The 24,968-nt window shown below is 70.7% G+C and carries 19 protein-coding genes; 9 read left to right on the top strand and 10 right to left on the bottom strand.

The genetic code is table 11. The annotated features are described in order from the left end of the window. Positions 1–14 precede the first annotated feature (14 nt). Together SY2F82_RS20015 and SY2F82_RS20010 are read right to left on the bottom strand one after the other, a co-directional pair. Positions 15–791, bottom strand: a complete 777-nt coding sequence (locus SY2F82_RS20015) for an IclR family transcriptional regulator (protein WP_200420462.1) — start codon at positions 789–791, stop codon at positions 15–17. Between the two features lie 10 nt (positions 792–801). Then, positions 802–1,227 carry a MarR family winged helix-turn-helix transcriptional regulator gene (locus SY2F82_RS20010; RefSeq protein ID WP_200420608.1) on the bottom strand — a complete coding sequence of 142 codons (426 nt, stop codon included), beginning with the start codon at positions 1,225–1,227 and terminating at the stop codon, positions 802–804. 261 nt (positions 1,228–1,488) lie between these two features. Between SY2F82_RS20010 and SY2F82_RS20005 the strand changes: the two genes are divergently transcribed. The 5 genes from SY2F82_RS20005 (at position 1,489) to SY2F82_RS19985 (ending at position 6,256) form a co-directional block, all read left to right on the top strand. Further along, positions 1,489–2,406 carry an SDR family NAD(P)-dependent oxidoreductase gene (locus SY2F82_RS20005; protein WP_308437777.1) on the top strand — a complete coding sequence of 306 codons (918 nt, stop codon included), beginning with the start codon at positions 1,489–1,491 and terminating at the stop codon, positions 2,404–2,406. Beyond that, positions 2,406–3,281 (top strand): amidohydrolase family protein, encoded by an 876-nt coding sequence (locus SY2F82_RS20000; RefSeq protein ID WP_200420461.1) that lies wholly within the window; start codon positions 2,406–2,408, stop codon positions 3,279–3,281. The genes SY2F82_RS20005 and SY2F82_RS20000 overlap by 1 nt, the downstream gene beginning before the upstream one ends. Before the next feature lie 12 nt (positions 3,282–3,293). After that, positions 3,294–4,799 (top strand): o-succinylbenzoate--CoA ligase, encoded by a 1,506-nt coding sequence (gene menE / locus SY2F82_RS19995; protein WP_200420460.1) that lies wholly within the window; start codon positions 3,294–3,296, stop codon positions 4,797–4,799. 23 nt (positions 4,800–4,822) lie between these two features. Continuing rightward, a complete protein-coding gene (locus SY2F82_RS19990) occupies positions 4,823–5,278 on the top strand; it encodes a MaoC family dehydratase (protein ID WP_200420459.1) in 456 nt (151 codons plus the stop codon). A gap of 261 nt (positions 5,279–5,539) precedes the next feature. After that, positions 5,540–6,256 (top strand): DUF4232 domain-containing protein, encoded by a 717-nt coding sequence (locus tag SY2F82_RS19985; protein WP_200420458.1) that lies wholly within the window; start codon positions 5,540–5,542, stop codon positions 6,254–6,256. Positions 6,257–6,270: 14 nt separating this feature from the next. Here the strand turns inward: SY2F82_RS19985 and SY2F82_RS19980 are convergent, their stop codons facing one another. From SY2F82_RS19980 to SY2F82_RS19950, 7 genes are all read right to left on the bottom strand, one after another. Further along, positions 6,271–8,133, bottom strand: coding sequence for a LamG-like jellyroll fold domain-containing protein (locus tag SY2F82_RS19980; RefSeq protein ID WP_200420457.1), 1,863 nt, complete (start codon positions 8,131–8,133; stop codon positions 6,271–6,273). A gap of 41 nt (positions 8,134–8,174) precedes the next feature. Further along, on the bottom strand, positions 8,175–11,093 hold the full coding sequence (locus tag SY2F82_RS19975; protein ID WP_200420456.1) for a glycoside hydrolase family 2 TIM barrel-domain containing protein: 2,919 nt from the start codon (positions 11,091–11,093) through the stop codon (positions 8,175–8,177). Then, positions 11,090–12,022 carry an alkaline phosphatase family protein gene (locus SY2F82_RS19970; RefSeq protein WP_200420606.1) on the bottom strand — a complete coding sequence of 311 codons (933 nt, stop codon included), beginning with the start codon at positions 12,020–12,022 and terminating at the stop codon, positions 11,090–11,092. Before SY2F82_RS19970 ends, SY2F82_RS19975 begins: the two co-directional genes overlap by 4 nt. A gap of 84 nt (positions 12,023–12,106) precedes the next feature. Further along, complete coding sequence (locus SY2F82_RS19965; protein WP_200420455.1) at positions 12,107–12,976, bottom strand: carbohydrate ABC transporter permease; 870 nt, start codon at positions 12,974–12,976, stop codon at positions 12,107–12,109. Further along, positions 12,973–13,857 (bottom strand): carbohydrate ABC transporter permease, encoded by an 885-nt coding sequence (locus tag SY2F82_RS19960; protein ID WP_200420605.1) that lies wholly within the window; start codon positions 13,855–13,857, stop codon positions 12,973–12,975. The genes SY2F82_RS19965 and SY2F82_RS19960 overlap by 4 nt, the downstream gene beginning before the upstream one ends. A 124-nt stretch (positions 13,858–13,981) precedes the next feature. Beyond that, positions 13,982–15,256, bottom strand: coding sequence for an ABC transporter substrate-binding protein (locus SY2F82_RS19955; protein WP_200420454.1), 1,275 nt, complete (start codon positions 15,254–15,256; stop codon positions 13,982–13,984). 49 nt (positions 15,257–15,305) lie between these two features. Then, on the bottom strand, positions 15,306–16,358 hold the full coding sequence (locus tag SY2F82_RS19950; RefSeq protein ID WP_200420453.1) for a carbohydrate kinase family protein: 1,053 nt from the start codon (positions 16,356–16,358) through the stop codon (positions 15,306–15,308). Between the two features lie 129 nt (positions 16,359–16,487). On the opposite strand from SY2F82_RS19950, the gene SY2F82_RS19945 reads away from it, so the two are divergent. Genes SY2F82_RS19945 through SY2F82_RS19930 form a run of 4 tightly spaced genes read left to right on the top strand, consistent with a single transcriptional unit; the run spans position 16,488 to position 22,981 of the window. After that, positions 16,488–17,252 (top strand): DeoR/GlpR family DNA-binding transcription regulator, encoded by a 765-nt coding sequence (locus SY2F82_RS19945; RefSeq protein WP_200420604.1) that lies wholly within the window; start codon positions 16,488–16,490, stop codon positions 17,250–17,252. After that, entirely contained in the window at positions 17,249–18,586 is a 1,338-nt protein-coding gene (locus SY2F82_RS19940; RefSeq protein ID WP_200420452.1) for a 6-phospho-beta-glucosidase, read from the top strand. The genes SY2F82_RS19945 and SY2F82_RS19940 overlap by 4 nt, the downstream gene beginning before the upstream one ends. 57 nt (positions 18,587–18,643) lie before the next feature. Then, positions 18,644–21,727 (top strand): glycoside hydrolase family 38 C-terminal domain-containing protein, encoded by a 3,084-nt coding sequence (locus SY2F82_RS19935; protein WP_200420451.1) that lies wholly within the window; start codon positions 18,644–18,646, stop codon positions 21,725–21,727. 3 nt (positions 21,728–21,730) lie between these two features. Next, positions 21,731–22,981, top strand: coding sequence for an alpha-L-fucosidase (locus tag SY2F82_RS19930; protein ID WP_200420450.1), 1,251 nt, complete (start codon positions 21,731–21,733; stop codon positions 22,979–22,981). A 60-nt stretch (positions 22,982–23,041) separates the two neighbouring features. On the opposite strand, the gene SY2F82_RS19925 is transcribed toward SY2F82_RS19930, so the two are convergent. Further along, on the bottom strand, positions 23,042–24,727 hold the full coding sequence (locus SY2F82_RS19925) for a carbohydrate binding domain-containing protein (RefSeq protein ID WP_200420449.1): 1,686 nt from the start codon (positions 24,725–24,727) through the stop codon (positions 23,042–23,044). Positions 24,728–24,968 lie beyond the last annotated feature (241 nt).

The following is a 24,968-nucleotide window of genomic DNA, read 5'->3' as shown; positions in this document are numbered from 1 at the left end:
CGCGCTTCCGCGTCTCACCGCGCCTCCGGCTGCCACCCCAGCGCTCGTGAGATCCCCCGCGCGGCGAGCCGCACCGCCGGGACGAGGGCCGGTACCTGGGCCGTCGCGTGGGGGACCACGACCGACACCGCGGCGGTCACCCTGCCGCCGCGGCCGCGTACCGGGGCCGCCACCGACAGGGCGTCGTCCGTGACCTGACGGCTGCTCACCGCCGCTCCCGAGCGCCGCACCTCGGCCAGTTCGCGGCGCAGCCGGACCGGATCCGTGAGGGTGTACGGGGTGAACGCGGCCAGCGGTCCCTCGCAGTACTGGTCCTGGAACGCCTGCTCGCTGTGGGCCAGCAGTGCCAGCCCCACCCCGGTGGCGTGCAGCGGCCAGCGGGCGCCCACCCGGATGTGCACGCCGACGGCGGAGCGCCCCGAGAGCCACTCGATGTACACGACGTCCGCGCCGTCGCGCACCGCCAGCTGCACGTTCTCGTGCGTCGCCTCGTACAGGTCCTCCAGGTACGGCAACGCCACCTGCCGCAGCGCGAGCCCGCGCGGGGCGAGGGCCGCGACCTCCCACAGCCTCAGGCCCACGTGGTAGACACCGTCCGCGTCCCGCTCCAGCGCGCCCCACTCGGTCAGCGCCCCCACCAATCGGTGCGTGGTCGTGAGGGTGAGCCCGGCCCGGCGGCTGATGTCGGTGAGGCAGAGCGCCGGATGTGCGTGGTCGAAGGCCGCGAGCACGGCGAGCAGCCGGTCCGGCGCGGAGCGCACCGTCTGCGGGGGCAGGGCGTCGGCGGTCATCGGTATCGGGTCACCCGAGCCCGGTCTCGGCGACTCTGAGCAGCAGCGCGTGCAGGACCTCCCGCTCGCCGGCGTCGAGCGGCCGGAGCAGTTCGCCCGTGACCCGCAGTCCGGCCTCGTCGGTGTCGCGCAGGAAGGCCCGGCCGGACTCGGTGAGCACGACGATACGGCTGCGCCGGTCGTCCGGGGAGGGGCGGCGCTCGGCGAACCCCAGCTTCTCCAGATCGTCGACCAGGCCGACGATCGCGCTCGGGTCGTAGCCGAGGGAGGTGCTCAGCTCCCGCTGGAGGGCGCCCTCGGAGGTGGCGAGGAAGCGCAGCAGGGCGTAGTGGCGCAGCCGCAGGCCGGACTCCTGGAGGAAGGCGTTGAACAGCTGACCCGAGCGCAGCCCGAGCCGGTACAGCAGATAGCCGGTGTCAGCGTGCAGCCCGCGCATCCACGGCTCCCGGGCGTCGATGGGGTCGGCGGAGGTCGGGGCGTGCTGCTGGCCGGCGATGACGGGCTCCCTGGGCCGGGCCTCCGGAGGGAGGCGGTACGGACTGCTGCCCACAGCATGCCGCACGGACCGGTCGGCAACAACTATTGACGAAAACAATGATTGTCCTTAGCTTCGATCTCGAAGCCGCACCGCCGCCGGAGCAGCAGGCGCCTCGCCACAGCGCGCCCGGTGGCCGACCCGTCTGGAAGGGACCCCCTCGTGCCCAGCATCGATCTCACCGGCAAGGTGGCCGTCGTCACCGGAAGCGGCCGTGGCCTCGGCCTGGCCTACGCCCACGCCCTGGCCGCCCACGGCGCCGCCGTGGTCGTGAACGACGTCGACGAGGCCGTGGCCGAGCAGGCCGTGAAGTCCATCACCGAGGCGGGCGGCAGGGCTGTGGCCGAGGTGGTCGCGGTCGGCACCAGCGAGGCCGCCGACCGGCTGGTGGCCCGTGCCGTGGAGGAGTTCGGCCGACTGGACGTCCTGGTCACCAACGCCGGCATCCTGCGCGACAAGGTGCTGTGGAAGATGACCGACGACGACTTCGACGCGGTGATCACCACTCATCTGCGCGGCACCTTCACCTGCGCCCGCGCCGCCGCCGTCCGCATGCGCGAACAGGGCGAGGGCGGCACCCTGATCCTGGTCGGCTCCCCGGCCGGCCAGCGCGGCAACTTCGGCCAGACCAACTACGCCGCCGCGAAGGCCGGCATCGCCGCCATGGCCCGCACCTGGTCGATGGAGCTGGCCCGCGCGAACATCACCGTCAACGCGATCGTGCCGGTCGCCGCCACCGCCATGACGGAGACCATCCCGGCCTTCGCCCCGTACATCGAGGCGATGAAGAACGGCGAGCCGCTGCCGGCCTTCCTCCGCAAGGGCGAGGGCTTCGGCACCCCCGAGGACTGCGCGGCCCTCGTGCCCTTCCTCGCCTCCGAGGCGGCGCGCGGCGTGACCGGCCAGTGCATCGGCATCGGCGGCGACAAGGTGGCACTCTGGTCGCATCCGCAGGAGATCAGGACGGCGTACGCGGACGGCGGCTGGTCCCCGGACACTCTCGCCGACGTGTGGGCCACCTCGGTCGGCGCCGAACCGCAGACCGTCGGCATCCCCGCGCCGAAGTTCCCGGAGGCGTGATGGACCTGAACGAACTCGTCGCGATCGACGTCCACACCCACGCCGAGGTCTCCTCCAAGGGCCATTCGTCCCTGGACGACGACCTGCACGACGCCTCCTCCGCCTACTTCAAGGTGGAGGGCAAGCGGAAGCCGACCCTCGAGGAGACCGCCGCGTACTACCGCGAGCGGAGGATGGCCGCCGTGATCTTCACGGTCGACGCCGAGTCCGCCACCGGCACCGAGCCCGTCCCCAACGAGGAGGTCGCCGAGGCCGCCGCCGCCAACCCGGACGTGCTCATCCCGTTCGCCTCCATCGACCCCTTCCGCGGCAAGGCCGGCGTCAAGCAGGCCCGCCGTCTGGTCGAGGAGTACGGGGTGAAGGGCTTCAAGTTCCACCCCAGCATCCAGGGCTTCTTCCCCAACGACCGCTCGGTGGCGTACGACCTGTACGAGGTCATCGAGGAGACCGGCGCCATCGCCCTGTTCCACACGGGTCAGACCGGCATCGGCGCGGGCGTGCCCGGCGGGGGCGGGATCAGGCTCAAGTACTCCAACCCGCTGCACGTGGACGACGTCGCCGCCGACTTCCCCCATCTGAAGATCATCCTGGCGCACCCGTCGTTCCCCTGGCAGGACGAGGCCCTCGCGGTCGCCACGCACAAACCCGGCGTGCACATCGACCTGTCCGGCTGGTCGCCGAAGTACTTCCCGCCGCAGCTCGTGCAGTACGCCAACACCTTGCTCAAGGACAAGGTGCTCTTCGGCTCCGACTTCCCCGTCCTCACCCCCGACCGCTGGCTCGCCGACTTCGAGAAGCTGTCGATCAAGGACGAGGTCCGTCCGAAGATCCTCAAGGAGAACGCCGCCCGTCTGCTCGGGCTGACGAAAGCGTAAAGGGGCCGTGAGATGCGCAACGAGGGACTGGGGTCGTGGCCCGCACGCCGGGCCCGCAAGACCCCGCACCGCACCGCCCTGATCCACGGCGACCGCAGCGTCACCTACGCGGAGCTGTACGAACGCACCACCCGCCTCGCGCACGCCCTGCGCGCCCGGGGCGTCCGCCGCGGCGACCGGATCGCCTACCTCGGCCCCAACCACCCCGCCTACCTGGAGACACTGTTCGCGGCCGGCACCCTCGGCGCGGTCTTCGTCCCGCTCAACATCCGCCTCGCCGGCCCCGAGATCGCCTACCAGCTCGCCGACTCGGGCGCCAAGGCCCTCGTCTACGCGCCCTCCTCGACCGCGCTGGTGGCCGGCTTGCCGGGCAGCACCGATGTCCGCGCGTACGTCGAAGTGGGCGCCGAGTACGAGGAGTTGCTGGCCGCCGCGAGCGACGAACCGATCGACCAGCCCGTCCCCCTCGACGACACCTGCATCATCATGTACACCTCGGGGACCACGGGCCGGCCCAAGGGCGCCATGCTCACGCACGGCAACCTGGTCTGGAACGCCTTCAACGTCCTCGTCGACCACGACCTGATCGCCGACGAACGCGCCCTGGTCTCCGCCCCGTTGTTCCACACGGCCGGGCTGAACATGCTCACCCTGCCCGTCCTGCTCAAGGGCGGCACCTGCGTCCTGGTCGAGTCCTTCGACCCGGAGGCCACCTTCGACCTGATCGAACGCCACCGGATCACCTTCATGTTCGGGGTGCCGACCATGTTCGACCAGGTGGCCCGGCATCCACGCTGGGACCGGGCCGACCTGTCCAGCCTCCGCATCCTCACCTGCGGCGGCTCCCCGGTGCCGACCCCGCTGATCGCGAAGTACCAGGAGCGCGGGCTCACCTTCCTCCAGGGCTACGGCATGACGGAGGCCGCGCCCGGCACGCTCTTCCTGGACGCCGAACACGCGGTCAGCAAGGCGGGTTCGGCCGGTGTGCCGCACTTCTTCAGCGACGTACGGGTGGTGCGGCCCGACCTCGCCCCGGTCGACGTCGGCGAGACCGGCGAGGTCGTGGTGCGCGGACCGCACGTCATGCCCGGCTACTGGGGGCTGCCGGAGGAGACCGCGACCGTGTTCGCCGACGGCTGGTTCCGCAGCGGGGACGCGGCCCGTGTGGACGAGGACGGGTACGTCTACATCGTCGACCGCATCAAGGACATGATCATCTCGGGGGGCGAGAACATCTACCCCGCCGAGATCGAGGACCAGCTCCTCGCGCACCCCGACATCGTCGAGTGCGCCGTCATCGGCGTGCCCGACGAGAAGTGGGGCGAGGTTCCGCGCGCGGTCGTCGTCCCCCGCGAGGGCGCCACGCTCGACCCGGACGAGGTGATCGCCTCGCTCTCCGGGCGGCTGGCCAAGTACAAGATCCCCAAGTCGGTGGTGGTCGCGGACGCCCTCCCGCGCACCGCCTCCGGAAAGCTCCTCAAGTCCCGGGTCCGCTCCCGGTACGGCACCGACTCCTAGATCTCCCAGACAAGGAACGCCACATGAGCATCACCGTCAACGGCCTCGACGAACTCAAGAAGCTGGCCGGCAGCGACCTCGGCACCAGCGAGTGGATCGAGGTCACCCAGGAGCGGATCAACACCTTCGCCGACGCCACGGGCGACCACCAGTGGATCCACGTCGACCCGCAGAAGGCGAAGGACGGCCCGTTCGGCGCGCCCATCGCACACGGCTATCTGACCCTGTCCCTCTTCATCCCGCTCTTCACCGAGCTGCTGGAGGTCGAGGGCGTGTCGACGAAGGTCAACTACGGCCTGAACAAGGTGCGCTTCCCGGCACCGGTGAAGGTCGGATCCCGCATCCGGCTGGTCGCGAAGCTCGCCTCGGTGGAGGACGTGCCGGGCGGGGTGCAGATCGCCGTCGACGGCACGATAGAGATCGACGGCGGCGGGAAGCCCGCGGCCGTCCTGCAGAGCCTGTCGCGGTTCTACGCCTGAGGCAGGGCGGTCTGCCTCGGGCAGGGCGGCCCGCCGCAGCAGGCGGTCTGCCTCGGGCACGGGTTCTGAGGCGGACGCGTTCGGTCCGGGGCAGGGGCGCGGGACGCACGTCCGAAGCCCTGCCCGGGTTGCTCCGGTGGCGGGTGACAATACGCACGGGAGTCCTCCCCGCGCCCGCCGCAACCTCGCCTCCCCTTCCCCCGTCTAACTGACATGCAGGGCCCGCGTGGCGGGTCCCGCATCCAGACCAGGGGGAAGCCCATGCGCGTCCAGCAGTTCCGCAAGGTTCCGGCCGCCGCCGTGGTGCTCGCGGCGGGACTCGCGCTCACCGCCTGCAACGGCGACGACGGCAAGCACAACGGGGCGAACTCCGCTCCGTCCGCCACGGCGTCCACGGCAGGCGCCACTCAGAGCTCCGGCAGCGCTCCGGCAAGCGGCGGCACCTCGGCGACGGCCACCTCCGGGGCCGCGACCGGCGGCACGAGCAGCGCGACCGGCTCGGCCACGGCGCCCGGCTCGACCACGGGGTCCCACTCGGCCACGGCGTCCGCGGGACCGCGGACCACCGCGAGGGCCGCCGCCCGGTGCAGGACCGCGCATCTGACCTTCGCCAAGGGCGACGCGTACGGCAAGGGCCCGTACTCGAACATTCCCGTGAGACTGACCAACTCCGGTGCCGCCCCCTGCTCCCTGAACGGCTTCCCGGGGGTGGACCTGGCGGGCAAGGACGGACACGTCCGTGCCCGGCGAAGCGTCGAGGCCGCGCACACCGTCGTCCTCCCCCCGGGCCGGAGCGCGACCTTCGTGCTGGTCGTGCCGCAGAACTACGGTGGTGGCAGCGGAGTCACCTTCACCCGCGCGGTGATCACCCTGCCGGGTGAGATCCACCCGCACATCCTGCGACTCAGGGTGAACCTGCCCGCCAAGGGAGACGGCCCCGACGACCACACCGTGACCGTCGGCCCCGTCACCCGATAGCGCCTGTTGCGGCACTAGCCCGCAAGCCCCACGTTCCGGCGGCGGGCAGTCGGCTGGTTCATGAACGACGTGACAGGCAGCGCCCGTTCGACGATCCGTACGTCCCCGAGGCGGCCGTGCAGGATCTGGTCGATCTTCCCGGCGTACTCGTAGCCGCCGAGCAGCCACGGCAGCCCGACGGAGGTGATCCCGACCGCGGCGGCCTTCGGGTTGCGGACGACCGGGCAGCCCTCGACGTACAGCGTCGTGTGCCGGCCGTCGTTGACGACCGCGAGGTGCCACCAGGTCTCCAGCGGGGTCTCCTGGCCCCAGTTGGTGGCGATGCCCTCCTGGTTCAGCGGGCGCATCGCCCACTGCGGCTCGCGGTCGTTGGACAACGAGAGGGTGGCCAGTGGCTCGTCGGGGTCGTCGGCGGTCTTCCCGGCCGCGCCGCCCGTGCCCGTACGGCTGACGATGCCCGACCAGGCGTTGTGGTCGGGGTCCCAGTCAGCGGGCAGCCGGTAGAAGGCCTCGATGGTGTAGCCGTCCCCGAAGGTGGCCGAGTTGAGCGGAGCTCCGTCCACCGTGCGCAGGTACGCGCCCCTCAGCGGCGACTTGAAGCCCTGGAGCTCCAGGCTGCCGTGGCCCGGTTGGTCGGGGTGGCGGTCCGGCGACCAGCCGAGCGAGCCGCCGCCCACCGAGACAACGGTGAGGTCGTTGCCGCGGCCGGACAGGTCGCGGACGGTGCCGGAGACGGGCGACTCGAAGCGCCAGTAGGCGACCGTGCCCGGTATCAGCATCTGCGACACGGGCCGCGCCGGGGGCGCGGGCACCGGGTCGAAGCCGGAGAAGCGCTCCGCGAAGTCGATCTCCACCGAGAACCGGTCGGCGTCACCGCTCAGCTCGATCTCCTGCCGCTCCAGCTCGTTGAGGCCCTTCGCGGCCCGCCCGAGGATCCACGGGGAGACCGTCTCCACGTCGATGACGTTCCGGTCGAGGTCGAAGTGGTAGAGGCGGATCATCGCCGCCCCGCCGAAGTAGCGGTTCTGGTAGTCCGTCAGATGCAGGTGCACCTCGTTGCCCGCCGCGTTCTTGCGGGTGGCGCGGCCCGCGGGCCAGTAGTGGCCGTTCAGGGTCAGGAAGATCTGGTCGTGGTCCACGATCAGCTGGTCCCACAGCTGCCCGCCGTACGCCGACAACTGGTCGTCCTCGACGACCAGTTCGTGCGTGGTGAGGATGACCGGCGTCCTCGGGTGCCGGGCCAGCACGTCCTTCGCCCAGGCGTACCCCTTCGCCGACAGCCGCCAGTCCAGCGCCAGCACCAGCCACTCGCGTCCGGCCGCCCGGAACAGGTGGTAGGTGTTGTAGCCGTCGGGGGAGGCGCCCCCGAACGTCGACTTGCTCCTGAAGCGCTGCGGGCCGAACGCGTCCAGGTACGGCGTCGAGCCGCGCTGGTCGTCCGTCGACGACTTGATGTCGTGGTTGCCGGCCAGGACGCTGTAGCCGACGCCCCGCCGGTCGAGGAGCTCGAACGCCTCGCTGATGGCGGCGAACTCCTCCTCGGCGCCGTTCTGGGTGAGGTCGCCGAGGTGGGACAGGAAGACGATGTTCTCGTCCCTGCCGTGTTCCAGCAGATAGCGCAGGGACGCCTCGACGGGCGCCGGGTCGATGCTCGGCCCGTCGAAGAGATACTGGGTGTCGGGCATCACCGCGAGGGTGAAGCGCCGGCTCTCGGCGTCGGGCCGCCGGCTGCTCCTCTCGGCCGCCTCGGCGACGGCCGGCAGTGCGACCCCGGTCGTGGCGGCGGCTCCCAGCAGCGCGGTGGCCCTGAGAAAACTGCGTCTTCCGGCACCGGCCTGCGCGGCCTCGCCCTGATGGTGGTCATGCGACGTACACACGTGTGCTCCGTGAGAGGTGACGTGACAGGAAAGGCGGGGGGTTACAGAACGCGCAGGATCCAGCTCCAGCGGTGGACGCCCGGTGGGATGCGGTACTCGGGGAAGGTGTCGGGGCCGCACGACGCCGTGCCCAGCCCCCGGTGCGCCGCGTCGATGTGCACCACGCACCCGGGACGCGGCACCAGCTCGTCGTGGTGCGTGGCGGCCGTCAGGTCCTCGGCGCGATGCCGGGTGACGGAGACCTGGCGCGGCTCGTCCAGCACGACCGCGAGGCCGGTCGCGTCCGGCGCCGACAGGGTGAACCGGCGTACGCCGTGCCGTCCGCCGCTCTCCTGCGGACGCAGATAAGGGGTGAACAGGTCGTCGACACGGACGGAGTGATGGCCGACCGGCGCGCCCGCGCCGCGGTCGGGGTACGACTCCCAGGGCCCCTGCCCGAACCACTCCAGCAGGTCCAGACCCGGCGTCGTCTCGAACACCGAACCGACCCGCGCCACGTCGTCGAACTCCTCGGGCAGCTCGGCCTCTTCGTCCACCCGGACGCCGCCCTCGACCGACGTGAACACCTGCCGGTGCCGCACGACCCCGACGGTGCCGGCGTACTCGGCGTCCACGGTCACCCGGCCGCCGTCCTGCCGCACCGACACGACCTTGCGGACCAGCGAGTCGAGCCCCCAGGCCCGCCAGCGCAGCGCCATGCCGCCCAGCTCGTCGTTGTCGGTGGGCGCCCGCCACAGCGACAGCGTCGGGGCGGCCGTCAGCAGGGGATGGACCAGCAGGCCCTCGCCGTCGACCTCCACGAGCCGGTCCACGGCGGCGTCCCCGGTCAGGTCGGGCCCCCGCAGCCGGACCTGCGGCACGCACACCTCGGTGCCGCGCGGCGCCCACGGCTGGTCCTCGGCCACGGTCACCCGCAGCGTCAGCCAGGCCTCGCCGCCGTCGCTGGGCACCTCGAAGGGCAGCGGTACCGCCGCCGTCTCGCCGGGCCGCAGCGCGGGCAGTTCGGCGGGCGCGGTCAGCGTACGGCCGTCCGACAGGGACAGCTCCCACTGGCCGGTCAGCCAGTCCAGGCCCCGGAAGTGCTGGTGGTTGCCGAGGACGATGCCCTCGTGCTTGAAGCACTCGATGCGCACCGGCGCCGCGATCTCCCGGTGCTCGTACAGAGCGGGCTTCGGGGTGCGGTCCGGGAAGACGACACCGTCCGCGATGAACGCGCCGTCGTGGATGGTCTCGCCGAAGTCGCCGCCGTACGCCCAGCGATGACCGGGCGCGGCGACACCGTTGTCGTACAGCCCGGCGCCCGCGCGCCCGGCGGGTCTGCCGTCGCTCACGCGTTGCAGAATTCCGTGGTCCCAGAACTCCCAGATGAACCCGCCCTGAAGACCCGGCGTGGACTCGATGGCCGCCCAATGGTCCGCCAGCGTGCCGTTGCTGTTGCCCATGGCGTGCGAGTACTCGCACTGGATCAGGGGCCGGGTCTGCCGGCCCGACAGGGCGTGGGCCACGCAGTCCTCGAGCGGCGCGTACATGGGACAGGCGATGTCGGAGGCGTCGTCGGTCGCCGCCCAGTCGAGCTTGGCGGCGCCCTCGTACTGGATCGGCCGCGTCGGATCGTGCCGCCGCACCCACCCGGCCGCCGCGTCGTGGTTCGCGCCGTAGTCGGACTCGTTGCCCAGCGACCAGATGATGATCGACGGGTGGTTCTTGTCGCGCAGCACCATCCGCGAGACCCGGTCCACGAAGGCGTTGAGATAGCGCGGGTCGTCGGCGATCTCGTGGGCGTGGTCGTGGGACTCGATGTCGGCCTCGTCGACGACGTAGAAGCCGAGCTCGTCGGTGAGGTCGTACAGGGTGGGGTCGTTCGGGTAATGGGAGGTGCGGATCGCGTTGAAGCCGAACCGCTTCAGCAGCACCAGGTCCGCGCGCATGTCGTCGTACGACACCGAGCGGCCGGTCAGCGGATGGAAGTCGTGCCGGTTCACGCCCCGGATGAACACGCGCTCGCCGTTGACCAGCAGGTCCCGGCCGACGATCTCGACGTCGCGGAAGCCGACGCGGTGCCGCGAGGTGTCGGCGACCGTTCCGTCGGCGCGGTGCAGGCGGACGGTGAGGTCGTACAGCTCCGGCGTCTCGGCGTTCCAGGTCCGCACGCCGGGGACGGTGGTGTGGATGCGGGCCTCGCCGAGGAAGTCGGAGACGCGGTCGTCCTCGGCGTTGAGGCGGTCGAACTCCGTGTCCTGCGTGAGGAGGTGGCCCTCCAGCTCGCCGCTGACGTACCACCCTTCGGGCAGCGCCCCGCGCGCGTCGCGCACCCGGCAGTCGATGCGCAGCTCGCCGTCCTGCCGCGCCCGCACGGTCACGTCGTCGAGGTGCAGGGGGTCGGTGGCGTACAGCAGTACCGACCGCGTGACGCCCCCGTGCCACCACTGGTCCTGGTCCTCGATGTGGGAGGCGTCGGACCACTTGACGACGGTCAGGCGCACGGTGGCGCGCTCCCCGGGCCGTACGACCCCGCTCAGGTCGAACTCGGCGGCCAGGTGGGAGTCCTTGGAGAGGCCGACGGGCCGCCCGTCCACGTGCACCAGCAGCACGCTCTCGGCGGCCCCGACCTGGAGCACGATCCGCCGCCCGGCCCATTCGGCGGGCACGTCCACCTCACGCTCGTACACGCCCGTCGGGTCGGCGTCCGGCGAGCCGGGCGGGAAGTCGGGGAACGGCATGCGCACGTTGGTGTACTGCGGCAGGTCGTCCGTGCCCTGCAGGGTCCAGGCGCCGGGCACGTGGGCCGAGGACCAGGGACCGCCGACCGGCGCGTCCGGAGTGGGCAGCAACTGGAAGCGCCAGTCGCCGTCCAGGGGGAGCGCTCCGGAGCGCCGGTCGACGGCGTTCATCGGCAGGCGCCCCCAGGAGGTCAGTTCGGGGGCCCGCCAGGGGCGCAGGGCGAAGAGTGCGTCGGTCATGACCATTCCGAAGTCGGTGGTGACGTGAGTGACGTGGAGCCGGGCAGGACACGGCCCTGCATGCCCCAGGCGGGGCCGGCGGGGATGCCGAGTCGGTCGAGGACGGTGGGGGCGATGTCGATGAGGCGGGGCGTGGGGAGCCGGGTGCCGCCGGGCACACCGGGCTCGGCGAGAACTACGAAGACCTCTCGCTCGGCACGCGTGTCGCCTCCGTGGCCACCGGCGTCGAGGTGTCCGTGGTCCGTGGTGACCAGCACGGTCCAGTGCTCGTCCGCACGGGCGGGGTCGGAGCGCCGGGCGTCGATGGCCTCCAGCAGCCGCCCGAGGTGGGTGTCCTGGGTGAGGAGGGCGTGGTCGTAGGCGGGGCTGAGGGGGCCTGTCGCGTGGCCGGCCTCGTCGGTGGCACCGAAGTACACGAACACGACGTCCGGGTCGTCCTCGGTGAGCCAGCGTGCGGTGGTTCGGGCGACGAGGCGGTCGGCGGTGTCGTAACCGTCGGACTCGCCGTCGTGGTGCACACGCCGGCCGATGGCGGGGCCGAGGGCGCCGCGGTGGACCAGTTCGGGCCAGGACACCGCGGCCGCGGTGCGCAGACCGGGCCGGGCGGTGACGGCGCGGCTGAGGAAGTCGGGGTAGCGGGCGTAGTCGGCGCCGGCGAAGTCGTTGCCCCGCACCCCGTGGCGGTCGGGCCACACCCCGGCCAGCACGCTCGACCAGCCGGGCCCGGAGTCGGTGTAGGCCATGCCGGTCGACGGCCCGTTCTCGGCCTGACCGTCCACCTCGCCGTAGGGCAGCAGGCTGTTGCCGAAGGCGCCCGCTGCCATGAGGCCGTGCAGCACGGGTGCCGTGGACGGCGGGCGGAGCGAGACGGGGGCTCCCCCGGCCGGAGGCCGGGGGAGGGGCAGCCGGTCGAAGCGCACCCCGTCCATGCCCACCACGAGCACCTTGCCGCGCCCCGGTCGCCCTCCGCCGACGTCGTACGTCACTGGTCACCTCCTCCTCGCGACACCGGTTCAGCTGCCCTGTACCGCTCCTTCGGTGGCGCCCGCTATGAACCCGCGGGCGAAGATGCTGAAGACCACGACCAGCGGGAGGGCCGCCATGAGCACACCGGCCATGACCATGCTGTAGTCGGTGGTGTGGCCGACGTTGAGCTGGGCGAGCTCCACCTGGAGCGTCACATGGTCGGGGTTGGTGAGCACGACGAGCGGCCAGATGTAGTCGTTCCAGCAGTTGACGAAGGCGTAGATGGCGAGGAAGGACAGCGCGGGCCTGATCATCGGCAGCGCGATGTTCCAGTACTGGCGGAAGAACCCGGCGCCGTCGATGCGCGCGGCGTCGAGGAGTTCGTCGGGCACCCCGTTCTGGATGTACTGGTGCAGCCAGAAGATGCCGAAGGCGTTGGCGAGGGAGGGCAGCGCCAGCGCCTTGAGCATGCCGACCCAGCCGATCTTCGACATGAGGATGAACTGGGGCAGGATGGCCAGTTGGAGCGGCAGCATCATGAACAACAGCAGCGTGCCGAAGAGCACCTTGCGTCCGGGGAAGTCGAACTTGGCGAAGGTGAAGGCCGCCAGGGAGTCGATGAACAGCACCAGGGCGGTGGTGACGCACGCGACCATGACCGTGTTGAGCATCGACCCGAAGAAGTCGATGGTGTTCAGCACATGCCGGATGTTCTCCAGCAGGTGGGAGCCGAACGTCAGCTTCGGCGGGCTCTTGTAGATCTCCTCGGTGGTGTTGGTCGCCATGACGATCGTCCACGCGAAGGGGAAGACCGAGATCAGGACGGCCAGCATGAGGATGATGTGCGCGGTCAGGCCCTTGGGGCGGCGCAGCCGCCGCGCGCGCGTGGCCGGCCGCGTCGTGTCCGCTGTCGTCATGACTTCCTCCCTCCTCGGGTGATGCGCCAGTTGACGGCGACCAGCACGAGGATCAGTACGAAGAAGGCCCACACGATGGCCGCGCCGTAGCCGTAGTCGTTGTTCAGGAAGGCCGACTGGTAGAAGTACAGCAACGTGGTCAGACCGGCCTGGCCCGGGCCGCCGAGGTTCGCGTTGGCGGCGTTGTTGGCGAACAGGACCTGGGGTTCGCTGAAGCTCTGCAGGCCGTTGATGGTCGAGATGATGACGGTGAACAGGATGATGGGCCGCATGATCGGGATGGTGATCTGGAAGAAGGTGCGGACGGGCCCGGCGCCGTCCATCTTCGCGGCCTCGTAGATCGACGTCGGGATCGCCTGGAGACCGGCCAGATATATGATCATGTTGTAGCCGGTCCACATCCAGGTCATCAGCAGCGCAATGACCAGTTTGATCAGCCACGGGTTGCTCAGCCACGGGACGGGCGAGATGCCGACCGTGCCCAGGATCGCGTTGACCAGACCGAAGTTGTTGCTGAACACCGCGCCGAAGAAGATCGCCACCGCGACGATCGAGGTGACGTTCGGGACGTACAGGGCGATGCGGTAGAAGCCCTTGAAGCGGCGCACCGAGTGCAGCAGCGTCGCCAGCACCAGGGCGCCGAAGAGCGTGGGAACGGTGGACAGGACCCAGATCACCAGGGTGTTGCGGATCGACAGCCAGAAGACCGGGTCCGACCAGAGGAACCGGAACTGCTGCAGGCCCACGAACTGCATGGTGCCCATGCCGTCCCAGCGCTGGAAGGCCAGATACAGCGAGTAGAAGACGGGGAAGAAGGAGAAGGCGATGAAGATCAGGTAGAAGGGCGAGATCGCCAGGTACTGCCGCCAGTACGACAACAGCCCACCCCGCCTGGGCCGAGCGGTGCCCGCGGGCGTGGCGCGCCGCGGGCGGAACCGGGCCGGGCCCGGCCCGCCACGGTGCTCGCGCACCGTGGCGGGGCCGGTGACCGGAGGTGACGCCACCTCAGTTCACCCCCTGTCGCCGGGCGATCTGCTTGGCCTGGCTGACCGCGTCCTTCCAGGCGTCGTCGGGCTTCTTGCCCTTGGCCTCGATGTTGGTCAGTTCCGTCATGTAGGGGGCCATGACGGCGGCGTCGGCGGGCGCCTCGTAGCTGTCCGGTATGGCCTTGGCGGCCGGGCCGAAGACCTCGATGATCTTCTGCCCGCCGAAGAAGGCGTCGGGGCCCGTCATGGCCGGCATGGCGTACGCGGCCGGGGCAGCGGGGAAGATGGCGGCGTCGGTGAAGCCGCGGGCGTCGTTGGCCGGGCTGAGGATCCAGCTGATGATCTTGAACGCCTCTTCGGGGTTGCGGCACTGCTTGGGCAGGGCCAGGTAGGAGCCGCCCTGGTTGGCCGGTCCACCGGGCATGGCGCACACCCGCCACTTGCCCTTGGTGCCCGGGGCGGCCTGCTCGATGTCCAGCGCGTGCCAGGCCGCGCCGAGTTCGGTGGTCAGGCTCTTGCCGATGGCGGCGTTCCAGGTGTTGTCGTTGATCTTGGCGTCGAGGCCGAGGGTGCAGGGGCGCACCGCCGTGGTCCACGCGGTGCGGATGTGGTCCTGGTCGCCGATGAAGTGGTTGTTCTTGTCGATGAACCGCTGGGTGCCCTGGCCGACGGTCATGGTGAACACCGAGCTGATGTTGTTGACCAGGTAGGTGCCGGGGACCTTCTTCTTCAGCTCGGTGCCGAGCGCGAAGTAGTCCTCCCACGTCCTGGCCTGGGCGGCGACCTTGTCGGGGTCGGTGGGCAGCCCGGCCTTGGCGAACAGGTCCGCGCGGTAGAAGAGCGCGGTGGGACCGATGTCGATCGGGAAGCCGATCTGCTTGCCGTCGGTGGTCTGGGCGAGCTTGGTCTTCCAGTCCAGGTACTGGGACGAGATCTTCTTGAAGCCCAGGTCGTTGAGGTCGAGGAAGCGGCCGGCGTTGGGCAGGAAGGACGCCATGTCCTCGCCCTTGATGCCGGTGATGTCCGGCACGGAGGTGCCCGCCGCGAGGGTGGTGGTGAGCTTCTGCTTGAAGTCGCCGCCGATGGACGAGACGGTCAGCTTGACCTGGCTGCTGAAGTGCGTCCTGGCCTCCGCGACCACCTTGTCGCTGAGTGCGCCGCCCCAGTACCACAAGGTGAGGTCCTTGCCGTTCTTGGTACCGCTCGATCCGGAGCCGCCGCATGCGACGGTCAGGCCGGACGCGGCCGCGGTCAGCGCGGCGGCCTGGAGGAAGCCTCTACGAGAAAGGTCCACGGGTCACTCCTGTTGTTCCTGTACGTGGTGCTGAGGGGCGTGATGAGAGTCAGTGCTGCCGTGCGGAGGCCCGTGGGCCGACGGGCGTGCGAGGGATCGGCGGGGTGACGGGGGCGCGGCGTACGGGTGGGCCGACGTCCGCCGGGAGGCGGTCCGCCAGGAAGCCGTACGCCTGCTTGAGGCCGGGGTCGGTCAGGGAGCGCCACCAGCGGTCGGCGCCGTACCAGCCGGGGGCGGCGAGGGCCCCGCCGTGGTGCTGTACGGACAGGCCGGCCGCGAGCACGGCGAACCGCAGCCGTTCCTGGAGCGGCCAGCCGCCGAGCGAGGCGGCGACGAAGCTCGCGCCGAACACGTCGCCGGCGCCCGTCGCGTCCAGTACGTCCACGTCGAGGGCGGGGGCCTCGGCGTACTCGCCCGTGGTCTGGTCGACGGCTATGGCGCCGTCGCCGCCCCGCGTGACCACGACGACCGGCACCAGCTCGGAGAGCGTGCCGAGCGCCGCGACCGCGCTGCCGGTGCGGGTGTAGGCCATCGCCTCGGTCTCGTTGGGGAGGAAGGCGTGACACAGGGAGAGCTGGTCGAGCAGGTCCCGGGACCACCGCTGGGTGGGGTCCCAGCCGACGTCGGCGTAGATCTGGGTGCCGTTCGCGGCGGCCTTGGCGAGCCAGGCGCGGGGCTCGGCCTCCAGGTGCACCAGGGCGGTGCGCGCCTCGGGCACCTCACCCATCAGCTCGTCCTGCGAATACGGGGGCTCCTGGCCGTGCGTGACCAGGGCCCGGTCGTCACCGTGCGCGAGCGAGACGGTGACGGGGGTGGGCCAGCCGTTCGCGGTGCGGGAGAGCGAGAGGTCGATGCGTTCCTGGTCGCCGATGACCTCCCGGCAGTACGCGCCGTAGAAGTCGTCGCCGAAGACCGTGGCCAGGGAGGTCCGCAGGCCGAAACGGGCGGCGGCCACCGCGAGGTTCGCGATGCCGCCCGGGCCGCAGCCCATGCCCGCCGTCCAGATCTCCTCGCCCGGCGTCGGTGCTTTGCCCAGGCCCGTGAGAACGAGGTCGTAGAAGAGCAGCCCGGTCAACAGCACCTCGGGCCGGTCGTCGTCCACCGCGTGGGTCCTCTCGTCAGAACTGCTCAAACTCGGTGCACGGAATCGTGCGCTCATCGACGAGATTGGTCAATACTCAAGCAGAAGTGAGCATAGAAATGATTGAAGATGACGAGTAGTGTTCGCGGCGTGCTGGCAGAACGACGACACCAACTCATCCTGCGGGTCCTGCGCTCCGGCGGGCCCGCGTCAGTGACCGACCTCTCCGAGCAGCTCGGCGTGAGCCCGGCCACCATCCGGCGCGACCTCGTCAAGCTGGAGGAGGACGGCCTGCTCACGCGGGTGCACGGCGGCGCGGTCGTCGAGGAGGGCGACCAGCCCTTCGCCGAGGTCGCTGAGGTGCGCGTGTCCGAGAAGGACGCGATAGCCGCGCACGCCGCCGAGATGATCACGGACGGGCAGTCGGTACTGCTCGACATCGGCACCACCGCCTACCGCCTGGCCCGCCGGCTGCACGGCCGCCGGCTCACCGTGATCACCAGCAATCTCGTCGTCTACGAGGAGCTCGCCGACGACGAGGGCATCGAGCTGGTGCTGCTCGGCGGCATGGTCCGCCGCGAGTACCGCTCGCTGGTCGGCTTCCTCACCGAGGACAACCTGCGCCAGCTCCACGCGGACTGGCTCTTCCTCGGCACCAGCGGGGTCCGGCCCGGCGGACAGGTGATGGACACGACGGTCGTCGAGGTGCCGGTCAAGCGCGCCATGATCAAGGCGAGCGACAAGGTCGTGCTGCTCGCCGACTCGGCCAAGTTCCCGGGCACTGGTATGGCGAAGGTGTGCGGTCCCGAGGACCTGGACGTGGTGGTGTCGGACGCGCCGGTGAACGCGGCGACCCGCTCCTCGCTGGACGAGGCGGGCGTCGAGGTGATCGTGGCAGGAAAGGTGCAAGCGTGAAGCTGACGATTCTGGGCGGTGGCGGCTTCCGCGTCCCGCTCGTGTACGGGGCGCTCCTGACGGACCGCGCCGAGGGCCGCGTCACCCGGGTCGTGCTGCACGACCTGGACGCGGGCCGGCTCTCGGCCGTGACCCGGGTCCTGGCCGAGCAGGCCGCGGGGGTGCCCGACGCGCCCGAGGTGACCGCCACGACCGATCTCGACGAGGCCCTGCGCGGCGCCGACTTCGTCTTCTCCGCGATCCGCGTCGGCGGCCTCGAGGGCAGGGCGAACGACGAGCGCGTCGCCCTCGCGGAGGGCGTCCTCGGCCAGGAGACGGTCGGCGCCGGGGGCATCGCCTACGGGCTGCGCACGGTCCCGGTCGCCGTCGACATCGCCCGGCGGGTGGCCCGGCTCGCCCCCGACGCCTGGGTCATCAACTTCACCAACCCGGCGGGCCTCGTCACGGAGGCCATGTCCCGCCACCTCGGCGACCGCGTCATCGGCATCTGCGACTCACCCGTCGGCCTCGGCCGCCGTATCGCCCGTGTGCTCGGCGCGAACCCGAAGGAGGCGTGGATCGACTACGTCGGGCTCAACCACCTCGGCTGGGTCCGCGGCCTGCGCATCGCCGGCCGGGACGAACTCCCGCGCCTGCTCGCCGACCCCGACCTGCTCGGCTCCTTCGAGGAGGGCAAGCTCTTCGGGACGGAGTGGCTGCAGTCGCTGGGCGCGATCCCCAACGAGTATCTGCACTACTACTACTTCAACCGTGAAGCCGTCCGCGCCTACCAGCACGCCGAGAAGACCCGTGGCGCCTTCCTGCGCGACCAGCAGGCGCAGTTCTACGAACAGGTCGCGCGGCCGGACGCCTCCGCCCTTGAGGCCTGGGAACGCACCCGCGCCGAACGGGAGGCGACCTACATGGCCGAGAACCGCGAGAGCGCGGGCGCCGGCGAGCGCGAGGCCGACGACCTGTCCGGCGGCTACGAAAAGGTCGCCCTCGCCCTGATGCGGGCCATCGCGCGGGACGAGCGCACGACCCTGATCCTCAACGTCCGCAACCGCGACACCCTGTCCGTCCTCGACACCGAGGCCGTGATCGAGGTCCCCTGCCTGGTCGACGCGAACGGTGCGCACCCGGTCGCGGTCGACCCGCTGCCGGGCCACGCCACCGGACTGGTCTGCGCGGTCAAGGCGGTGGAGCGCGAGGTGCTCGCCGCCGCCGACTCCGGCGACCGCGCGACGGCCGTGAAGGCGTTCGCCCTGCATCCGTTGGTCGACTCCGTGAACGTGGCCCGCAGGCTGGTCGAGGGCTACACGGCGGTCCACCCCGGGCTGGCGTACCTTAGGTGAACACCTCTCAGTAAGCGCTTTCCCCCTCTCGCCTCCCGCTCTCCCTGGAGACACCGAATGCACGACGAACGCCGCCGGATCGAGGAGCGCGTCCAGCGCCTCCACGACCAGCGCATCAAGACCGCGATCTACGCCGCCACGGTTCCCTTCGAGGTGGAGGCCTGGCAGGCCCCGGGGGAGCCGGTCCCGTTCGCCGAGGCCGCCGCCGCGCCGTACGCGCCCTTCGCGATGGGCACTCCGTGGGGTCCGCCGTGGGGCACCACCTGGTTCCGCATGCGCGGGCAGGTGCCCTCGGAGTGGGCCGGCCGACGCGTCGAGGCCGTCATCGACCTCGGCTTCGTGGGCGACTGGCCCGGCAATCAGGCCGAGGCCCTGGTGCACCTGACCGACGGCCGGCCGCTGAAGGCCGTCAACCCGCTCAACCAGTACGTCCCGATCGCCCACCCGGCCGTCGGCGGCGAGGAGATCCACTACCTGGTCGAGGCCGCCTCCAACCCGGACATCCTCGCGAACGACTTCGCGGCCCCCACCCCGCTCGGCGACGTGCTCACAGCCGGGGACAAGCCGCTCTACACCTTCCGGCGCGCCGACATCGCCATCCTGGACGAGGACGTGTGGCACCTCGACCTCGACATCCAGGTGCTGCGCGAGCTGATGCTGGAGCTCGGCGAGCACGACCCGCGCCGTCACGAGATCATGCACGCCCTCGACCGGGCGATGGACCTGCTCGACCTCGACGACATCTCCGGCTCGGCCGCCTCGGTGCGCGAGGCGCTGAAGCCCGTCCTCGCCAAGCCCGCGCACGCCAGCGCGCACATCGTCTCCGGCGTCGGCCACGCGCACATCGACTCCGCCTGGCTGTGGCCGATCCGCGAGACCAAGCGCAAGACCTCCCGCACCTTCTCGAACGTCACGTCCCTGGCCGACGAGTACGAGGAGTTCGTCTTCGCCTGCTCCCAGGCCCAGCAGTACGAGTGGGTGCGCGACAACTACCCGCACGTGTGGGCCCGTATCCAGGAGTCGGTGAAGAAGGGCCAGTGGGCCCCGGTCGGCGGCATGTGGGTGGAGGCCGACGGCAACCTGCCCGGCGGCGAGGCCATCGCCCGCCAGCTCATCCACGGCAAGCGGTTCTTCATCGAGCACTTCGGCATCGAGACCAAGGGCGTGTGGCTGCCCGACTCCTTCGGCTACACCGCGGCCTACCCGCAGCTCGCCAAGCTCGCAGGCAACGAGTGGTTCCTCACCCAGAAGATCTCGTGGAACCAGACCAACAAGTTCCCCCACCACACCTTCTGGTGGGAGGGCATCGACGGCACCCGCATCTTCACCCACTTCCCGCCGGTCGACACCTACAACGCCCGCTTCAGCGGCGAGGAGATGGCCCGGGCGGTGCGCAACTACCAGGAGAAGGGCGGCGCGACGCGTTCGCTGGCCCCCTTCGGCTGGGGCGACGGCGGTGGCGGCCCCACCCGCGAGATCATGGAACGGGCGCGGCGGCTGAAGAACCTGGAGGGCTCCGCCAGGGTCGAGGTCGAACACCCCGACGCGTTCTTCGCCAAGGCCCGCGAGGAGTACCCGGACGCCCCGGTGTGGGTGGGCGAGCTGTACCTGGAGCTGCACCGGGCCACCTACACCTCCCAGGCCCGCACCAAGCAGGGCAACCGGCGCAGCGAACACCGGCTGCGCGAGGCGGAGCTGTGGGCGACGACGGCCGCGCTGCACGCGCCGGGCTACGCGTACCCGTACGCGAAGCTGGACCGGCTGTGGAAGACGGTCCTGCTGCACCAGTTCCACGACATCCTGCCGGGCTCGTCGATCGCCTGGGTGCACCGCGAGGCCGAGGCCGAGTACGCCCGCGTCGCCCAGGAGCTGGAGGAGCTGACGGCGCAGGCGGTGGCCGCGCTGGGCGCCGGCGGCACCCGTGTCTTCAACACCAGCCCCTTCGACCGCGCCGAGGTCGTCCGCACGGCCACGGGCGTCCCGGTCTACGCCGAGGTGCCGGCGAACGGAAGCGCGCCCGTCGCGGTAGCCGACCCGCCGCAGCCGGTCACGGTCAGCGGTCGCGTGCTCGACAACGGACTCGTGCGCGTCGAGGTCGCGGAGGACGGCACGCTGGCCTCCGTACGCGACCTGCGGGCCGGTGGCCGTGAGGTCCTCGCGGACAAGGGCAATCTGCTGCGCCTGCACACCGACCTCCCGAACTACTGGGACGCCTGGGACGTAGACAAGCACTACAAGAACCGCTACACGGATCTGCTGGACGCCGATTCCGTGACGGTCGTCGAGGAGGACCCGCTGCTCGGCGCGATCCGGGTGGAGCGGAGCTTCGGCAAGGGGTCGAAGATCACGCAGACGATCACGCTCCGCGCCGGCAGCCCCCGTATCGACTTCGAGACGGACATCGACTGGCACGAGGCGGAGAAGTTCCTCAAGGCGGGCTTCCCGGTCGACATCCGCGCCCCGCACTCCTCCGCGGAGATCCAGTTCGGGCACATCCAGCGGCCCACCCACACCAACACCAGCTGGGAGGCGGCCCGTTTCGAGGTCTCCGGCCACCGCTGGGTGCACATCGCCGAGCCCGGCTACGGCGTCGCGGTCATCAACGACTCGACCTACGGCCACGACGTCTCCCGCACGGTCCGCGAGGCGAGCGAAGCGAGTTGGGGGTCCCCCCGGCCGGAGGCTGGGGGAGGTACGACCACCACGGTCCGCCTGAGCCTGGTCCGCGCCCCGCGCGTCCCGGACCCGGGCGCCGACCAGGGCCGCCACCGCTTCACGTACTCCCTCCTCCCGGGCGCGACCATCGATGACGCGATCGCCGAGGGCTACGCCCTCAACCTCCCCCTCCGGGTGGCCGAGGCGGCGGGCGCGCCGGAGCCGGTCGTCTCCGTGGACGGCGGGGGCGTGACCGTGGAGGCGGTGAAGCTCGCCGACGACGAGTCCGGTGACGTCGTCGTACGGCTCTACGAGTCCCGGGGCGGCCGCGCCGAGGGCGTGCTCCGCACGGGCTTCCCGCTCGCCGGCGCCCAGGTGACGGACCTGCTGGAGCGCCCGCTGGAGGACGCGGAGGTCGTCGACGGCGGTGTCCCCGTCGCTCTGCGGCCCTTCCAGATCCTGACGCTCCGTCTGCGGAGGGGCTGACGCGTGGCCATGCAACCCTGGTTCACCGACGCCAAGTTGGGGATCTTCGTGCACTGGGGCATCTACGCAGTCGACGGCGTCCAGGAGTCCTGGTCGTTCTACGACGACATCGTGCCGCACGACCGGTACATGTCCCAGCTGGAGCGTTTCACCGGCGCCAACTACGACCCGAAGGCGTGGGCGGACCTGTTCGCCCGCGCCGGCGCCAAGTACGCCGTGCTGACGAGCCGTCACCATGACGGAGTGGCCCTGTGGGACACGCGGTACGGCGACCTCAACCTCGGCAAGGACTACATCGGTCCGTACGCCGAGGCCCTGCGCGAGAAGGGGCTCAAGGTCGGCCTCTACTACTCCCACTCCGACTGGAACCACCCCGACTACGCCTCCACGCGCAAGCCGGGCCGCCCGCCGGAGCTCGAGGACAACCGCTACTCCGAGGTGGCGGCCGAGGACGAGGACCTCGAGGCCTGGGAGCGGTTCATCGCCTACCGGGACGGCCAGATCAGGGAATTGGCCTCCCGCTACCGTCCCGACCTGATGTGGTTCGACGGCGAGTGGGACCGCAGCGAGGAGCAGTGGCGCATCCCCGAACTCGCCGCGCTCATCCGCAGCTACGTGCCCCATGTCGTCTTCAACGCCCGCATGCTCAGCGAGGGCGACTACGCCACCCCGGAGCAGGGCGCCCCCATCGTTCCGCCGGAGGGCCCCTGGGAGCTGTGCCTGACGATCAACGACTCGTGGGGCTACCAGCACCACGACCACAACCACAAGTCGTTGTCCCAGCTGATCCGCTACTTCACCGAGACCATCGGCTCAGGCGGCAACCTGCTCCTGGACGTCGGCCCGATGGAGGACGGCACCATCCCGCAGGCCCAGGTGGAGCGTCTGGAAGGCCTGGGGGAGTGGATCCGCAGGCATGCGGAGGCGGTGTACGGAACGGTGCGTGGCCTTCCGGCCGGTCACCACTACGGCCCCAGCACCCTCTCCGCCGACCGGCGCACCCTTTACCTGACCCTGTTCGACATCCCGCGCGCCGAGACAGGCGTCCGGGGCCTGGCCACGCCGGTCCGCAAGGTCACCGTGCTCGGCACCGGCACCGAACTCGGCCACCGGGTCGTCGGCGGACTGCACGAGGCGGTCGGCGTGCTGTGGATCGACCCGCCGTCCGAGGCCGACCTGGACCCGTACGCCACCGTCCTCGCGGTCGAGTTGGACGGTGAGCTGGAGCTGTACCGGGGCTCGGGCCGCTTCTGACGGTCAGGGGGGGTGCCCGACGTGCCGGGCACCCCCCTTTGCCGTTGCCGGCTTCCTCGCTCAGCCGGTGAAGCCGGCCGTGATCGAGGTGAACTGCCAGTTGTTCTGGCTGATGCCTGAGCAGTTGCTCACCACGCCCCCGCCCGGGCACGGCCGGTCACGGTTGACCGACCAGAAGGCGAGGCGGGCTATGTGGTGCGAGTTGGCCCAGTCCTTGATCTGGGTCCAGATCGCCGGGGTCGTGTTCTCCTGCTGGTCGGACAGGCCGTTCATGCCGGATATGCCGATGTGGGAGTAGGCGGTGGCGTCGTCCCAGCCGAAGGCCGACTTCAGCTTGGCCTTCAGCCCCTCGGCCGCGTTCACGGTGTTGCCGTACATGTCGGAGCCGCCGCCGAAGTCGAAGGGCATGATGGTGAAGACGTCTATGTTGGCGCCGAGCGACTGCGCCTGCTCTATGAGGCGGTTGCCGTAGTACGTCGGGCCGGTGGTGGACGTCCCGAAGGTGACGATGGTCTTCAGCCCGGGGTTGTTGGCCTTGACCGTCTTCAGGGCGGTGAGGATCCTCGCCTGGACGGCCTCGTTCTCGAACTCGTCGGTGTTCTCGATGTCCATGTCGATCGCCTTGAGCGAGTATGCGTCGATCACCTTCTGCAGGGCCCCGGCGAGCGCGCTCGCCGAGGAGCAGTTGGCGCCGAGCTTGCTGCCCTGCCAGCCGCCGAACGACGGGACGATGTCACCGCCGGCGGAGCGGATGGCGTTGATGGCGCTCTGGTCGACACCGCCGGTCAGCGGCCTGCTGCCGTCCCAGGCGGGGGTGCAGCCGCCGGAGTCCAGCATGAACGCCATCGTGAACCACTTGATGCCCGTCGCGCTCATCACCGTCGTCGGACTCGGGGGGTCGCCCCAGCCCTCGTACAGGTAGGGCGCGGCCTGCTTGAAGCCGGTGCCGCCACCGGTGCCCGCGTCCGTGGTGACGGTCACGGAGTTGGAGGCCGCGGAGGTGTTCCCGGCCGCGTCCCGCGCCTTCACGGTGAAGGTGTAGGAGGTGCTCGGCGACAGCCCGCCGACCGTGGCGGTCGTGCCGGAGACGCTGAGCACCTGGCTGGAGCCGCTGTAGACGTCGTACGCCGTCACACCGACGTTGTCCGTCGAGGCGTTCCACTTCAGCGAGACGCTCGACGACGACTTGCCCGTGGAGGTCAGCCCACTGGGGGCGGTCGGCGCCTGCGTGTCCGAGCCGCCGCCTCCGCCGGGGCCGTCGAGGCTGATGTCGTCGGCGTAGTAGGAGCCCTGGGCGTACCAGCCGTGGACGTAGATGGTGGCACTGGTCTGCGAGGCACCCGTGGTGAAGGACACCGACAGCCGGCTGTAGGCCGACGGGGACGACGTCCACGTGGAGGCGCCGCCGTCGACGCCGAGGTAGACGTAGCTGCCCCGCACCCAACCTTGAAGCGTGTACGTCGTGTTCGGCTTCACCGCCACGGTCTGGCTGCACTGGGCGTTGTCACTCGAACTCACCGCGCCCTGAAGGGCCTTCGACCCCCCGTGCACGGGCGAGGAGACGACCGAGCCGAGGTTTCCGGTGCAGGACCAGGGGGAGAGGGAGCCGGATTCGAAGCCGGGGTTGGTCAGAATGTTGGCCGCCTGGGCCGTGCCCGGAAGGGCGATGGCTCCACCGACCGCAAGAGCGGCGGAACCGAGCAGCGCCAGGAGCCGGCGTCTGGAACGCCTGAGTGTGTTGCGCACGCGATCTCCCTGGAGAATGTGGGGTGTTCGGGAGTGGCAGGGACATGCGGAACGATGCGCAACCAAGTTGGTATGGACCAATCCGCGTGTCAAGGAGAATGACGGAATTGGTCCATACCGGTGAGTGGAGAGACCCGCGTCGCGGCGCAGTCCGCGGGCTCGCCCGTCGCGCCAAGGCCGCCGGACGTCCGAGCCCCGACTTCGCCCTGGACGACCTGGTCCTCATGTCATGGCCGACAGG

The sequence above is a fragment of the Streptomyces sp. Y2F8-2 genome (genome assembly GCF_014905555.1).
In the GTDB taxonomy this organism is placed as follows: Bacteria; Actinomycetota; Actinomycetes; order Streptomycetales; family Streptomycetaceae; genus Streptomyces; species Streptomyces cynarae.
Note: the sequence above shows the minus strand (reverse complement) of the source record. Positions and strands in the feature narration are given on the sequence as shown.